Source organism: Iodidimonas nitroreducens (assembly GCA_000710935.1).
GTDB classification, from domain to species: Bacteria; Pseudomonadota; Alphaproteobacteria; order Sphingomonadales; family Rhodothalassiaceae; genus Iodidimonas; species Iodidimonas nitroreducens.
Window position 1 is genome coordinate 88,435 of sequence record BAYV01000008.1, and the last position, 14,062, is coordinate 102,496.

The 14,062-nt window shown below is 56.2% G+C and carries 13 protein-coding genes and 4 tRNA genes; 2 read left to right on the top strand and 15 right to left on the bottom strand.

Annotated features, from left to right (window positions below; all coding sequences use genetic code 11):
- Positions 1 to 60 precede the first annotated feature (60 nt).
- The 11 genes from rpoB to AQ1_RS03260 form a co-directional block, all read right to left on the bottom strand.
- Positions 61 to 4,179 (bottom strand): DNA-directed RNA polymerase subunit beta, encoded by a 4,119-nt coding sequence (gene rpoB, locus AQ1_RS03210; RefSeq protein ID WP_042084132.1) that lies wholly within the window; start codon positions 4,177 to 4,179, stop codon positions 61 to 63.
- A gap of 266 nt (positions 4,180 to 4,445) precedes the next feature.
- On the bottom strand, positions 4,446 to 4,820 hold the full coding sequence (gene rplL / locus AQ1_RS03215) for a 50S ribosomal protein L7/L12 (protein WP_042084135.1): 375 nt from the start codon (positions 4,818 to 4,820) through the stop codon (positions 4,446 to 4,448).
- A gap of 55 nt (positions 4,821 to 4,875) precedes the next feature.
- A complete protein-coding gene (gene rplJ, locus AQ1_RS03220; RefSeq protein WP_042084138.1) occupies positions 4,876 to 5,394 on the bottom strand; it encodes a 50S ribosomal protein L10 in 519 nt (172 codons plus the stop codon).
- 395 nt (positions 5,395 to 5,789) lie between these two features.
- Positions 5,790 to 6,482, bottom strand: coding sequence for a 50S ribosomal protein L1 (gene rplA / locus AQ1_RS03225; RefSeq protein WP_042084141.1), 693 nt, complete (start codon positions 6,480 to 6,482; stop codon positions 5,790 to 5,792).
- A gap of 1 nt (position 6,483) precedes the next feature.
- A complete protein-coding gene (gene rplK / locus AQ1_RS03230; protein WP_042084142.1) occupies positions 6,484 to 6,915 on the bottom strand; it encodes a 50S ribosomal protein L11 in 432 nt (143 codons plus the stop codon).
- Positions 6,916 to 7,044: 129 nt separating this feature from the next.
- A complete protein-coding gene (gene nusG / locus AQ1_RS03235; RefSeq protein ID WP_042084144.1) occupies positions 7,045 to 7,578 on the bottom strand; it encodes a transcription termination/antitermination protein NusG in 534 nt (177 codons plus the stop codon).
- 4 nt (positions 7,579 to 7,582) lie between these two features.
- Positions 7,583 to 7,837, bottom strand: coding sequence for a preprotein translocase subunit SecE (secE, locus tag AQ1_RS03240; protein ID WP_161760395.1), 255 nt, complete (start codon positions 7,835 to 7,837; stop codon positions 7,583 to 7,585).
- 25 nt (positions 7,838 to 7,862) lie between these two features.
- Positions 7,863 to 7,938 (bottom strand) — tRNA-Trp (locus AQ1_RS03245).
- Positions 7,939 to 8,219: 281 nt separating this feature from the next.
- A complete protein-coding gene (gene tuf / locus AQ1_RS03250) occupies positions 8,220 to 9,410 on the bottom strand; it encodes an elongation factor Tu (RefSeq protein ID WP_042084119.1) in 1,191 nt (396 codons plus the stop codon).
- A 191-nt stretch (positions 9,411 to 9,601) separates the two neighbouring features.
- Positions 9,602 to 9,675, bottom strand: a tRNA-Gly gene (locus tag AQ1_RS03255).
- 124 nt (positions 9,676 to 9,799) lie between these two features.
- A tRNA-Tyr gene (locus AQ1_RS03260) sits at positions 9,800 to 9,884 on the bottom strand.
- Positions 9,885 to 10,089: 205 nt separating this feature from the next.
- On the opposite strand from AQ1_RS03260, the gene AQ1_RS03265 reads away from it, so the two are divergent.
- Positions 10,090 to 10,911, top strand: a complete 822-nt coding sequence (locus AQ1_RS03265; protein ID WP_081837041.1) for a TrmH family RNA methyltransferase — start codon at positions 10,090 to 10,092, stop codon at positions 10,909 to 10,911.
- A gap of 32 nt (positions 10,912 to 10,943) precedes the next feature.
- Here the strand turns inward: AQ1_RS03265 and AQ1_RS15400 are convergent, their stop codons facing one another.
- The 4 genes from AQ1_RS15400 to AQ1_RS03285 form a co-directional block, all read right to left on the bottom strand.
- Positions 10,944 to 11,066, bottom strand: a complete 123-nt coding sequence (locus tag AQ1_RS15400) for a hypothetical protein (RefSeq protein WP_313982513.1) — start codon at positions 11,064 to 11,066, stop codon at positions 10,944 to 10,946.
- A 94-nt stretch (positions 11,067 to 11,160) separates the two neighbouring features.
- Positions 11,161 to 12,108, bottom strand: coding sequence for a hypothetical protein (locus AQ1_RS03275; protein WP_042084147.1), 948 nt, complete (start codon positions 12,106 to 12,108; stop codon positions 11,161 to 11,163).
- The gene (locus tag AQ1_RS03280) at positions 12,105 to 12,992 is read right to left on the bottom strand and encodes an ABC transporter ATP-binding protein (RefSeq protein ID WP_462686943.1); all 888 of its coding nucleotides are present in this window, start codon (positions 12,990 to 12,992) and stop codon (positions 12,105 to 12,107) included. Before AQ1_RS03280 ends, AQ1_RS03275 begins: the two co-directional genes overlap by 4 nt.
- Entirely contained in the window at positions 12,989 to 13,360 is a 372-nt protein-coding gene (locus AQ1_RS03285) for a GntR family transcriptional regulator (protein WP_390624420.1), read from the bottom strand. The genes AQ1_RS03280 and AQ1_RS03285 overlap by 4 nt, the downstream gene beginning before the upstream one ends.
- A gap of 561 nt (positions 13,361 to 13,921) precedes the next feature.
- Here AQ1_RS03285 and AQ1_RS03295 point away from each other — a divergent pair.
- A tRNA-Thr gene (locus AQ1_RS03295) sits at positions 13,922 to 13,997 on the top strand.
- Positions 13,998 to 14,062: the final 65 nt, after the last annotated feature.

Consider the following 14,062-nt stretch of genomic DNA (forward strand, 5'->3'; position numbering starts at 1 on the left):
AGCTTGAGGCTGCCCGACATTGGGTTGATCCACGGACGGCGCAATCGCCGTCCGGGATGATTAGCTCTGCTCTGTTTCGCTCGACAAAAGCTCGACATTGAGACCAAGGCTCCGCATTTCCTTCACGAGCACATTGAAGGATTCGGGGATGCCCGCTTCAAAGGTGTCATCACCCTTGACAATAGCCTCATAGACCTTGGTGCGCCCGGCCACATCATCCGATTTCACCGTCAGCATTTCCTGCAAGGTATAAGCGGCACCATAAGCCTGCAAGGCCCAGACCTCCATTTCACCGAAGCGCTGACCACCGAATTGCGCCTTACCGCCCAGCGGCTGCTGGGTCACGAGGCTATAGGGGCCGATCGACCGTCCGTGGATCTTGTCATCCACCAGATGGTGCAGCTTCAGCATGTAAATATAGCCGACTGTCACCTTCCGGTCGAATTGTTCTCCGGTGCGGCCATCATAAAGATCAACCTGACCGGATTCATCGAGCCCGGCGCTTTTGAGCATCTCACAGATATCGGCTTCCACCGCGCCATCAAAAACCGGCGTCGCGAAAGGCACACCATAAGACATATTGCTGGCAAGCTCGATCAGCTCACCATCATTTAAAGTGGCAATATCGGCATCATATTGCTCCTTGCCATAGATCGATGACAAGCGCCCTCGAATATCGCCAAGCACCGCCGATTTTTCCTCGACATTATCATGCCAGGCTTCGACCATGCGATTGATCTGCCGACCAAGACCACGGCTGGCCCAACCCAGATGGGTTTCAAGAATCTGGCCCACATTCATCCGCGATGGCACGCCCAAAGGATTGAGCACGATATCCACCGGCGATCCATCCTCAAGGAAGGGCATGTCTTCGTCCGGCAAAATCCGCGAGATGACCCCCTTATTGCCATGCCGACCGGCCATCTTGTCGCCGGGCTGCATCTTGCGCTTCACGGCCACGAAAACCTTGACCATTTTCAAAACGCCCGGCGGCATTTCATCCCCGCGTTGCAGCTTATCCACTTTTTCTTCAAAGCGGCGCTGCAGATTGGCGCGGGATTCATCATACTGCTTTTTCAGGGCTTCGATTTCCGCCATCACGGCATCATCATCAACCGCGATATTCCAGCGATCCTTGTGCGACAGAGCCTCGAAAGCCTCGGCCGTGACCACGGTGCCCTTTTTCATTTCCTTGATCCCGGCGCTGACCACATGGCCAAGGATCAGATCATTCAGGCGGGCAAAGATATTACGTTCCAGAATGGCGCGTTCGTCATCACGGTCTTTTTGCAGACGTTCGATTTCCTGACGCTCGATCGACAGGGCCCGTTCGTCTTTTTCCACACCATGGCGATTAAACACCCGCACTTCGACGATGGTGCCCGCAACGCCCGGCGGCAAACGCATGGATGTATCGCGCACATCCGATGCCTTTTCCCCGAAAATCGCGCGCAGAAGCTTTTCTTCCGGGGTCATCGGGCTTTCGCCCTTGGGGGTGATCTTGCCCACCAGAATATCACCCGGATGCACTTCGGCGCCGATATAAACGATGCCGGCCTCATCCAGATTGCGCAGACCTTCTTCGCCCACATTGGGAATATCGCGGGTGATTTCTTCCGGCCCCAGCTTGGTATCCCGGGCCATCACCTCGAATTCCTCGATATGGATCGAGGTGAACACATCTTCTTTCACGATGCGTTCAGACAGAAGGATCGAATCCTCGAAATTATAGCCATTCCAAGGCATGAAGGCGACCAGCACATTCCGCCCCAGCGCCAGTTCCCCCAGATCGGTCGAGGGTCCATCGGCGATGATATCGGCTTTCGAGACGATATCACCCTTGCGCACCAAAGGCCGCTGATTGATGGCGGTATTCTGGTTGGAGCGCTGGAATTTCGACAGGCGATAGATATCCACGCCGGGATCCCCCGGGCCTACATCTTCGGTGGCTCGCACCACGATGCGCATGGCATCCACCTGATCCACCACACCCGTACGCCGGGCTGCGATGGATGCGCCGGAATCCTGTGCCACCACCTTTTCCATGCCGGTGCCCACGAACGGCGCTTCCGCCTTCACCAAGGGCACCGCCTGACGCTGCATGTTCGAGCCCATGAGAGCGCGATTGGCATCATCATTTTCAAGGAACGGAATGAGCGCCGCCGCAACGGACACAAGCTGTTTGGGGCTGACATCCATCAAGGTGATCTGTTCGGGCGGAGCCAGCATGAATTCGCTGGCACAGCGTGTGGAGACCAGATCCGCCACGAAGCGGTTGTTTTCATCCAGTTCGGCATTCGCCTGCGCGATGGTATGGCGGCTTTCTTCCATGGCTGAAAGATAAACGACATCGCGGGTGACCACACCATCCACCACCTTGCGATAAGGGGTTTCGATGAAGCCATATTTATTCACCCGGGCATAAGTGGCCAGGGAATTGATCAGGCCGATATTCGGGCCTTCAGGGGTTTCGATGGGGCAGATGCGGCCATAATGAGTGGGATGCACATCGCGCACCTCAAAGCCCGCCCGCTCACGGGTGAGACCCCCCGGTCCAAGCGCCGACACGCGACGCTTGTGGGTGATTTCGCCCAGTGGATTGGTTTGATCCATGAATTGCGAAAGCTGCGAACTGCCAAAGAATTCGCGCACGGCAGCCACTGCAGGCTTCGCATTGATCAGATCATGGGGCATCACGGTATCGATATCCACCGAGGACATCCGCTCACGAATGGCTCGTTCCATCCGCAAAAGGCCCACGCGATACTGATTTTCCAGCAATTCGCCAACCGAACGCAAACGACGATTGCCCAGATGATCGATATCATCCACCTCGCCCCGGCCATCCTTCAGATCCACAAGATGGCGCAGCACCGAAAGAATATCTTCCTGACGCAGAACCCCCACGGTATCTTCGGCATCAAGACCCAGCCGCATATTCATCTTCACCCGGCCAACTGCCGAAAGATCATAGCGTTCGGGATCAAAAAACAGTCCATCGAACAAGGCTTCGGCGGTTTCCTTGGTTGGTGGCTCGCCGGGGCGCATCACCTTGTAAATCTCGGCCAGGGCCTGCTCATAGCCCTCGACCTTATCCACCTGAAGCGTATTGCGGATCCAGGGGCCGATCGACATATTATCGATATCGAGAACGCGCAGTTCCACAAAGCCCGCTTCATAAAGGCTTTCCAGATGCGCATCGGTGATTTCCTCACCGGCTTCGATATAAATCGCCCCGGTTTGATCATCAACCAGATCCTCGGCAGCATAGCGGCCAACGATTTCTTCCGCCGGAACCAAAAGCGCCTGGATTCCATCCTTTTCGAGCTTTTTGGCAAGACGCGGGGTGACTTTCTTGCCCGCCTCGATCACCACTTCGCCGGATGCCGCATCCACCACATCATAATCGGGCTTGGCGCCGCGCCATTTATCGGCAAGGAACGGCACTTTCCAGCCCTGTTCGGTGCGCTCATAGCTGATGGTTTTGTAGAAATAATGCAAGATCTCTTCGGATGTCATGCCAAGGGCATAGAGCAGAACGGTGGCCGGGAGCTTGCGACGGCGGTCAATCCGCACATTCACAATGTCCTTGCCGTCAAATTCAAAATCAAGCCATGAGCCGCGATAAGGAATGACCCGCGCTGCAAACAGGAACTTGCCCGAGCTATGGGTTTTGCCCTTATCATGATCAAAAAAGACGCCGGGACTACGGTGCATCTGGGAAACAATCACCCGCTCGGTGCCGTTCACCACAAAGGTCCCGTTCTTGGTCATCAGGGGCATATCGCCCATATAAACGTCTTGTTCCTTGATATCGAGAACAGACCGCGCATCGGTATCGGGATCAACCTCGAAAACGATCAGCCGCAAGGTCACGCGCAAGGGCGCGGCCAGCGTCATCCCGCGAGCGCGACATTCATCGAAATCATATTTTGGATCTTCCAGTTCATAACGGACATATTCCAAGGATGCCGTATTGGAAAAATCCGTGATCGGAAAAACCGATTGCAGAACGCTCTCCAGACCAGAGGCTTTCCGCTCCTCCTCGGTCGCCCCAGCCTTGAAGAATTGATCATAGGATGCCCGCTGCACCGCGATCAGATTCGGCATCTCCGTTACTTCGGGGATGCGGCCAAAGGTCTTGCGAACCCGCTTACGACCGGTGAAAGAAGTCGCCATGCTACGCCCTCGCTTCGCTTGCGCTCATAAACGAATGACCCTGTGTCATCCGCCTGCCATCCGGGATGCGACATCTGACAATGCGCTCTCCCCGACATCATAAATTCCATCAGGCCCCAAGCCAACCCGGCCCGGACCCCTTGTTGCTCCCGTTTCAGGGAGCCTCGGCCCAATCCCCGCAGACATAAGCCTTACCGGGAAAGACACCTGCGGGCCGGGGGCGCAGATTTGCCCCCAGCCCGACCATCGCGCGTTAAAGCGTGACGTTATTTCAGCTCGACAGACGCACCAGCGGCTTCAAGCTGAGCCTTCAATTTGGCGGCGTCTTCTTTATTGACACCTTCCTTGACCGGCTTGGGCGCACCTTCAACCAGATCTTTGGCTTCTTTGAGGCCAAGACCGGTAATGGCCCGCACTTCCTTAATGACATTGATTTTCTTCTCGCCGGCGGCGGTCAGGATCACGTCAAATTCGGTCTTTTCTTCAACGGCTTCGCCAGCACCGGCCGCACCGGCCGCAGCAACGGCAACCGGAGCCGCGGCGGAAACGCCCCATTTTTCTTCCAACAGTTTGGACAGCTCAGCAGCTTCCAGAACGGTCAGGTTCGACAGGTCTTCAACAATCTTTTCAAGATCAGCCATTTTTAACTCCATATGACCCTCAAGCGGGTCTCATTCCAATGATTGGGTATCAAGCTCACGCAGCGTCTTGCTTCTCGGCATAAGCGGCCAGGACACGAGCGACCTGTCCACCGGGGGCCTGCAACACTCTGGCGATGCGGCTTGCGGGGGCCTGCAACAGACCCACCAGCGTACCACGCAATTCGTCGAGCGAAGGCAGTTCGGCCAGGGCCTTGACGCGATCCGCATCAAGCGCCTGTCCATCCAGAACGCCGCCCAGAATGACCAGCTTGTCATTCTTTTTGGCAAATCTGGCCAGCACTTTGGGTGCCGCCACCGGATCATCGGAATAGCCGATTGCCGTTGGACCCGTGAACAGGTCCGCAATCGATTCCGATGAGGTGCCTTGAAGCGCGATTTTGGTGAGCCGGTTCTTCGTCACTTTGAAGTCGGCCCCGACTGCACGCATTTGAACGCGCAAATCAGACATTTCCGCTACCGAAAGCCCCTTATAGTGTGTGACCACCACAACGGGGGCAGCGGAGAAGACGTCCTGCATGGACGCGACCAGCTCCTTCTTTTGGGCTCGATCCACTTCTCGCCTCCTGTTGGGACAGACAATCGATCATTGTCTCTCCAGGTTGCACCAGACGTGCCGTCGAAAACGGCACGCCACGCACTGTCCGGGGGCATTCCGGCACCGAAAGGCGGCCTTGTGACCAACCATCGGAACTCGGTTTCAACCAGCCGCTTCACAAAAGCACAAAAACCCCTGCAAAGCCAAACCGGCCATCGTCACCCCGTCTCATGCAGGCCCCGATCTGTGATCGATTAAGCCGCTTGTTTTCCATTATCTGGCAAAGCCAAATAATCGCACGGAAAACGCCCGGCACCTGCAATCTCGGACAGAAGAACCGGCCGATATACGGCCGATCCCCGATCGGTTTCGCCAAAAACATCCGGCAAAACCGCTCTTTTCAGATCGCCGCCTCAGCTGAAGCTGGCAACCGAAATTTTCAAACCCGGGCCCATTGATGAGGTGATCGCCACCTTTTTCAGATAGTTACCCTTGGCCCCTGCGGGCTTTGCCTTGATGATGGCGGCAATGAAGGCCTGCACATTGGCCTCGATCTGCCCGGCATCAAAGCTCAGCTTGCCAATACCCGCATGAACGATACCGGCTTTTTCAACCCGATATTGCACCTGACCGGCTTTGGCATCCGTCACGGCTTTTTTCACATCCATGGTCACGGTGCCCAGCTTGGGATTGGGCATCAAACCCTTGGGGCCCAGAACCCGGCCCAGCTTGCCCACCACCGCCATCATATCGGGGGTAGCGATGATCCGGTCGAAATCGATATTGCCATTGGCAAATTCTTCGGCCAGATCTTCAGCGCCCACCTTGTCGGCTCCGGCGGCCAAAGCTTCATCCGCCTTCGGGCCTTTGGCAAAAACCGCAACGCGCATGGTTTTACCGGTGCCATGGGGAAGCGAGACAACGCCCCGCACCATCTGATCGGCATGGCGGGGATCAACTCCCAGATTCATGGCGATTTCAACGGTTTCATCGAATTTCGTGGCTTTCACCGATTGCAGGATGCCGATGGCTTCGGGAATCGTATATTCCTTTTCGCGATCCACCTGGCCCGCCAGCGCCTTCATTCTTTTGCTCAGATGTGCCATCTCACATGCCCTCCACGGTCAGGCCGATCGAGCGCGCCGAACCCGCAATGATGCTCATTGCCTGATCCAGATCATGGGCGTTCAGATCCGGCATTTTGGCTTCGGCGATTTCGCGGATCTGATCCGCGGTCACCGTGCCGACCGATGCCTTACCCGGCGTCACGCCGCCCTTTTTGATATTGGCGGCGCGCTTCAGATAATAGCTGGCAGGCGGGGTTTTGGTCACAAAGGTAAAGGAGCGATCCTGATACACCGTGATGACGGTGGGAATCGGCATGCCTTTTTCCAGCTTTTCTGTGGCCGCATTAAACGCCTTGCAGAATTCCATAATATTTACGCCGCGCTGTCCAAGCGCCGGCCCGATGGGGGGCGACGGATTGGCAGCACCGGCTGGCACTTGCAGCTTGATATAGCCGGTAATCTTTTTTGCCATGTCAGTTCCTCTCTGCCCGGATCGGCCGGGCACCAGTTCGAAAGGGGCGCGGTAACGGCCCTGGCTGGCCTCCCGCGCGATGAAAGCCGCACGCAGACACCTAAGGCATCCGCGCCGGCCTTATTTCAATCAGGACTTTTCGACCTGAGCGAATTCAAGCTCCACAGGCGTGGCCCGGCCAAAAATCGAAACCGAAACCTTGAGCCGCGAGCGTTCTTCGTCTACTTCTTCGACCATGCCATTGAACGAGGCAAAGGGGCCATCTTTCACTCGCACTTCTTCACCCACTTCAAATTGAATGGTCGGACGCGGACGCTCCACGCCTTCCTTCACCTGATGCAAAATGCGGTCCGCTTCGGCCTCGCTGATCGGCACCGGCTTGCCCTGCGGGCCCAGAAAGCCAGTCACTTTACCGGTGTTTTTCACCAGATGATAGGTCTGTTCGTTCATCACCATCTTTGCCAGCAGATAGCCGGGGAAAAACTTTCGTTCGGCCGTGCGTTTCTGGCCTTTTCTGATCTCAACCACTTCCTCAGTGGGCACGATCACGTCTTCGATCAATGGATCGAGGCCCTGCAATTCAGCCTGCTCCTTGATCGAATCGGCCACCTTCTTCTCGAAACCGGAATAAGCGTGAATAATATACCAGCGCGGATCTGCCACTCTTTTACCCTCCGAAACCGAGAATCGTCGACACACCCCATGACAGACCCATATCAACCACGACAAAGAAAATCGCGGTCAAGGCCACCATGATGCCCACCATGACAGTCGTGATCGACGTTTCGCGGCGTGAGGGCCACGTCACTTTATCGAGCTCTTGGCGCACCTGCCGCACAAATTGTGCAGGGCTTGTCTTGGCCATGTCTTCGTCCGTTTCGTTATCCGTGGCTACAGAATACATAATGCGACCATCGATCACATTACAGCACATATCCTCTCGGCGCTGGCAGGAGTGGCGAGACTCGAACTCACAACCCCCGGTTTTGGAGACCGGTGCTCTACCAATTGAGCTACACTCCTCCACGCCGTCACCCCTTCTGGAAGAAGACGCAACGGAGGGGACTTAGCGCGACAGGCTCAACCGTTCAACCTAATTCTTGATCAAACGGCAAATGAGACGGAAATTCCCGTGATCCATGCGCCACAAGCGGCCCAGCCATCAAGGGGAAGCATCCGTCTGAGGGATGAGAAAGCGGGCATCTCCAACCGTAAACCCACGGCAGGACGCCCGCTTTTTCCATTATTTTGTCTTATCCAACCGCATTTGCTGCGGATCTATCTTCAATTCAGGCGATGATCAATCAGGCAACGATCGACGCAACAACGCCGGCACCCACCGTGCGACCACCTTCGCGGATCGCGAATCGCAGGCCTTCATCCATGGCAATCGGCGCAATCAATTCAACACCAATCGTCACATTATCACCCGGCATCACCATTTCCGTGCCCTCAGGCAAGGTCACCGTCCCCGTCACATCCGTCGTCCGGAAGTAAAATTGCGGACGATAATTGGCAAAAAACGGCGTGTGGCGGCCCCCTTCTTCCTTCGTCAGAATATAGGTCTCCGCATTGAACTTCGTGTGCGGCGTGATCGAACCCGGCTTCGCCAGAACCTGACCCCGCTCAACATCATCCCGGCCAATCCCGCGCAGCAACGCGCCGATATTGTCACCAGCCTGACCCTGATCAAGCAGCTTGCGGAACATCTCAACACCCGTCACCGTCGTCTTCCGGGTCGTCGTGATCCCAACAATCTCAACTTCTTCGCCAACCTTCACAATGCCCGTCTCAACACGGCCCGTCACAACCGTCCCACGGCCCGAAATCGAAAACACATCTTCAATCGGCATCAAAAACGGCTTGTCAATCGGACGCTCAGGCGTCGGAATATAGCGATCAACTTCCGCCATCAATTCCAGAATCTTCGTCGCACCAATCTCAGGCGTCTTGTCTTCCAAAGCCGCAAGCGCCGAGCCCGAAACAATCGGAATATCATCACCAGGAAATTCATAGGCGCTCAAAAGCTCACGAATCTCAAGCTCAACAAGCTCCAAAAGCTCTTCATCGTCAACCTGATCAACCTTGTTCAAGAAAACAACGAGCGAAGGAACACCAACCTGACGCGCCAGCAGAATATGCTCGCGCGTTTGCGGCATCGGGCCATCCGCAGCCGAAACAACCAGAATCGCTCCATCCATCTGCGCCGCACCCGTGATCATGTTCTTCACATAATCCGCATGGCCCGGGCAATCCACATGCGCATAGTGACGGTTTTCCGTCTCATATTCCACATGCGAGGTCGAAATCGTGATCCCACGCTCCCGCTCCTCTGGCGCCTTATCAATATTCGCATAATCCGTGAACGTCGCGCCGCCCGTCAGCGCCAAAACCTTCGTAATCGCCGCCGTCAGGGTCGTCTTGCCATGGTCAACATGGCCAATCGTCCCAATGTTCACATGCGGCTTGTTCCGCTCAAATTTCGCCTTCGCCATTTCCTGGTCCTTTGCTCGACTGTCAAATCTATGCGCGCCTACACGAGGCGGGCTGGCTGAGCCGGGGCATCAACCCGCGCGCGACAGCCTACAGGGCGTCCTCATAATCACCGATTTTCTTCGGGTCAAGGGATTGTCTGCACCAAGGGCGCAGGCTTTTCATTTTCAGGCTTTTCTGTGGAAAACACCAGTGGAGCGGGCGACGGGAATCGAACCCGTATCTCTAGCTTGGAAGGCTAGGGTCTTACCATTACACAACGCCCGCGCAGATCTGGCCTTGCCTTGTCATCGGGCCGATCCCGGATGGTGGCCGAACTTGGATGGTAGCCAAATTCGGATGGTAGCCAAGTTCGGATGGTGGCCAAGTCTGGATGGTGGCCAAGTCTGGATGGTGGAGGGGGCAGGATTCGAACCTGCGTAGGGAAACCCGGCAGATTTACAGTCTGCTGCCTTTAACCACTCGGCCACCCCTCCATATCCATGCGGCGATGATCGAACATCCATCCGCGTGGGGCCGGACTATCCGCAAATTGAACGGGTTGTCAACATTCCTGTCATGGAAAACTGCGTGGGACTTGCACCTTTTTTCCCGACTGCCTATAGCACAGCCATGACACAGACTGGAAAACCGCGCAAAAATCACCCCTCTCGGCCAAAATCTGCGCCCGGACAAAAGCGCATGGCAAGGCCCGATCCCAACCAAAAAACCGGGGGCAATCACAAAACCGGGGCTGATCATAAACCCAAGGCTTATCATCGGCCATCCCCGCCCGGCGGATTATTGATCCATGGCCGCCATGCGGTGATCGCGGCTTTGGCCAATCCCGCCCGCCACACCATCCGCCTCCATGCCACAGAAGCCGCCCACAAAGCCTTGGGGGCCGAAATCGACATCCCCCAAAGTCTGGCCGTCCGGCTGACCGATCCGCGCAGTCTGGCTGCCATGGTGCCCGCCGAAACCCCAACCCAGGGCCTTGTTCTGGAAGCCCATCCTTTGCCGCCGCGCAGCCTCCATGATTTTCCGCCCCAAAAGGAAGGCCGGTCCCTGATCATCATGCTCGATCAGGTGGAAGATCCCCATAATGTGGGGGCGATCCTGCGCAGTGCAGCGGTTTTTGGGGCGCAGTGTCTGATCACACAAGATCGCCATGCGCCGCCCGAATCAGGGGTTCTGGCCAAGGCGGCATCGGGCGCGCTGGATATCGTGCCCTGGGTGCGGGTGACCAATATTTCCGCCGCCCTCGATCAATTGGCAGAGATGGGTTATTGGCGCATTGGCCTTGCCGGTGAAGGCGACACCGATCTGGCACAGGTGGATTTAGGCCCGGCTCTGGTGCTGGTGCTGGGGGCTGAGGGGCGCGGCCTGCGCCCCCTGACCCGCAGCCATTGCGATATTCTGGCCAAAATTGCGCTGGCCCCCAGCCGGGGCCTGATCGACAGCCTTAATGTATCCAATGCGGCAGCCGTGGCCCTTTATGCCCTTAGCCAAAGCCAGCCCTGAAAGAAGGGGCCGGATCGATCTGATGGTCGGGTTCAGTCTTTCAGCGCTTTTCGCGCACCTGCCCGCTGTTGATGAGGGCGATTGGCATGGCGGATCAACGCCAGTGGCAGATCGGTTGCAGTCAGGGTTTGGGCCAGAATGCGGGGATCAATCATCGAACATATCCTTCTTCTCGCTGTTGTTGCTTGATATTTATTTTTATGGTGCGGCGGGCGGCAGCGCAGGGCCACGCACCCGCCGCTTTTTGGCTTAGATGCTATAGCGCCGGAACCAGATGGCGCCGTAAATGAAGGCCGCCGAAATCACCAGCCCCAGCCACAGATCGGCCTGCGCAAGGCTATTGAAAAGCGGTGCAAAATCGGGGGCGGACAGGAAACGGACGAACGCGGGCATATCGGAATCGGTCATCGCCCCTGCCTTTTTGGCAAAGGAACTGCCCACAATTGCCTCCATCATTGGCGATGCGGCGAAATGCTGGCCCACCCATCGCGCCAGATAATAGCTATCGAACAAAACCTTTTCGATCACCCCCAGAACAACCGGGGGCACCAGCGCAAACATGAAAGGCGCACGCGGGGCAAAAGAGCCGGCAAGCAGCACCCAGGCATAAATCGGCAAGGCCCACAATGCCCAGAACAGCATGTAAAAGGGCGTGTAGAGCCAATTCAGCACAATCGCCCCCAGCGGCCAGATCGCCCTCACCGGGCCGCCTTCCACCGCCCCGATCAGGCTGACCAGCAGCAAAAGCAGAAGCTGAAACACAATGCTGATAGCAATGAAGAGGGCGGGTGCCAAAAGCAGCGCCCCGGCCAGTTTGGTCATCACTTCGGCGGTATCGGACACCGGCATCGATTTCCAGAACAGAAAGCTGCGATCCCGGCGCTCTTCATAAAGCGCCCCCAAAAGGATGAAAAAGATGATGATCGGCAGCGCCATCAGGGCAGGCATGGTCATCGTGCTCAGAAACAAAATCACGGCTCCGGCGCGCAAAGGCGCATCCATTTCCGCCAGACTATTCAATAAGCCGCCGAAATTTGAACCATGGTCTCGATTGAGGAAATCGATATCCCCCAAGCCGAATAGAAAGGTGCCCACGGTCATCGCGGTCATCAGGGCCAGAATGATGATGGGGGCGATGATCATGCCGGATTTATGTTCGATGGTTTCCCGCCAAAGCAGGGCTTTGATCTTGCTCATTGGGCATCTCCCGACATTTTGGCGATGAAGATATCGGCAAGCGACATGCGCTTCACCGGACCCAGAGCTTTCAAGGCCGCGCGATCCGCCCCATCAAAGCAGAATGAGGTACGGCCCAAAGCCGTGCGCTCATAAAGCGGGTGAAGGGCGCGCGCTTCGGCCAGCTTTTCAGGGCCCGTCGTCACCTCGGCAAAGCGACTTTCGAGATATTCCATCGAGGCATCGAGGGTGATCGCCCCGTCTTTGATAAAGATCACATCGGTGAGGATATTTTCGATCTCTTCCACCTGATGGGTGGTGATGATGATGGTCCGTTCTTCATCGAAATAATCTTCTAAAAGATCACGGTAAAACGCTTTACGAAAAAGAATATCAAGGCCCAGGGTCGGCTCGTCCAGAACCAGAAGGCGGGCATCGATCCCCATCACGATCGCCAGATGAAGCTGGGTGACCATGCCCTTCGACAAAGCCTTGATCGGCTTGTTCATGGGAATTTTCGTGCGCTCCAGATAAGAAAGAGTTTTGGCGCGGGAAAATTTCGGATGCACGCCTTCCACATAGGATAAAAGCTGCTGCACCTTCATGAAACGCGGCAAGGTCGCCACATCGGCGATGAAGCAGATATCCTGCATCAGGGCATCGCGCTTTTTCGCCGGATCAAGGCCCAGCACCCGCACCTCGCCCTCGGCCCTTATCAGCCCTAAAACCGCATTCAATAATGTGGTTTTGCCTGCGCCATTGGCGCCGATCACCCCATAAACCCGGCCAAGGGGGATGGTGAAGGAGCAGGGCTGCAAGGCCGTGAAACGGCCATAGGATTTACGCAGGCCCTGCGCCTCGATAATGGCGGGCCGCAGGGTCGCCGCATCAGTTTGCGACATCATTTCGTTCCTTCCTGTTCATCGAAAATCGCCAGCAGTCGTTCGCGATCAAGCCCCAGTGACAGGACCCGCTCCACGATGCGCGGCCATTCTTCTTGCAGAAATCGTCTGCGTTCATCTTCCAGAACCCTATGGCGCGCCCCATCGATGATGAACATGCCAAGACCCCTGCGTTTTTCCACCAGCCCCTCTGCGACCAGTTCCTGATAGGCTTTGGATGCCGTAATGGGATTGATTTGCAAATCCACGGCAATAGCCCGGACCGATGGCAGCGCTTCGCCTTCCTTGAGGTCTCCCTCGATGATGGCGTTCACAACCTTATCCCTGAGCTGCCGATAGATAGGCTGATCGTCCGTCCAATCCGACGTGATCATGAATGTCCTTTCCCGGGCAAAACCAAAAGCGTCAAACAAACCATGAGGGGGGTGCCCACTCAGGCCCTGCACCGCTTACCCAATCGATCAAGGCTCCCAAAGCGGATCGCCGGGGGCTGCATTTGATGATGGATGCGCCCACCCCCCGATCCGCCATAAGGCAAAGTTCGCTGGCCCATGGCTGCTCCGAAGGGGGATATTGGCAAAAGGGGTGATTGAAGGGCTAAGGGTTTTTGCATGATGTTGCTCCTCGCTGTTATGACCATCGGGCCTCTCCTCTTTTTCGGGGTCGCTTCGCCGGTGATAGCCGCGCTGTCATCGTTTTGCTGTCGTTCGTGGCGATTGATTCGTGCCATATCGCCTTGGTGTACTAGCTTAGTAAAACACCTATACGCATATGTCAAGACGCATCATCCCACTCGCTGAAATTTTTTGCTGAAATTTGCGTCGAAATTTTTTTGGCGCTGTGTTTTTCAATTGATTCTGTTGGCAAGCGCGCATACGGTCCGCCGCATTATGGGCGATCAGCCTGATCTATTATGTGCTGATCATGTTTTGGCCGGCTTAGCTCAGTTGGTAGAGCAGTGGTTTTGTAAACCGAAGGTCGGGGGTTCGAGTCCCTCAGCCGGCACCATTTTCCCCTTCAGTTGTGATCAGAACCTCCCGGGTAATCCCCCCATTTTTAATGGGGGGTCTTCA

What these genes read in the sequence shown, in the direction of transcription:
- AQ1_RS03280 (WP_462686943.1), bottom strand. Translation starts at nt 12,992, where the DNA reads ATGATGTCGCAAACTGATGCGGCGACCCTGCGGCCCGCCATTATCGAG.
- AQ1_RS03275 (WP_042084147.1), bottom strand. Translation starts at nt 12,108, where the DNA reads ATGAGCAAGATCAAAGCCCTGCTTTGGCGGGAAACCATCGAACATAAA.
- rplA (WP_042084141.1), bottom strand. Translation starts at nt 6,482, where the DNA reads ATGGCACATCTGAGCAAAAGAATGAAGGCGCTGGCGGGCCAGGTGGAT.
- rpoB (WP_042084132.1), bottom strand. Translation starts at nt 4,179, where the DNA reads ATGGCGACTTCTTTCACCGGTCGTAAGCGGGTTCGCAAGACCTTTGGC.
- rplL (WP_042084135.1), bottom strand. Translation starts at nt 4,820, where the DNA reads ATGGCTGATCTTGAAAAGATTGTTGAAGACCTGTCGAACCTGACCGTT.
- AQ1_RS03265 (WP_081837041.1), top strand. Translation starts at nt 10,090, where the DNA reads ATGGCAAGGCCCGATCCCAACCAAAAAACCGGGGGCAATCACAAAACC.
- rplK (WP_042084142.1), bottom strand. Translation starts at nt 6,915, where the DNA reads ATGGCAAAAAAGATTACCGGCTATATCAAGCTGCAAGTGCCAGCCGGT.
- AQ1_RS15400 (WP_313982513.1), bottom strand. Translation starts at nt 11,066, where the DNA reads ATGATTGATCCCCGCATTCTGGCCCAAACCCTGACTGCAACCGATCTG.
- tuf (WP_042084119.1), bottom strand. Translation starts at nt 9,410, where the DNA reads ATGGCGAAGGCGAAATTTGAGCGGAACAAGCCGCATGTGAACATTGGG.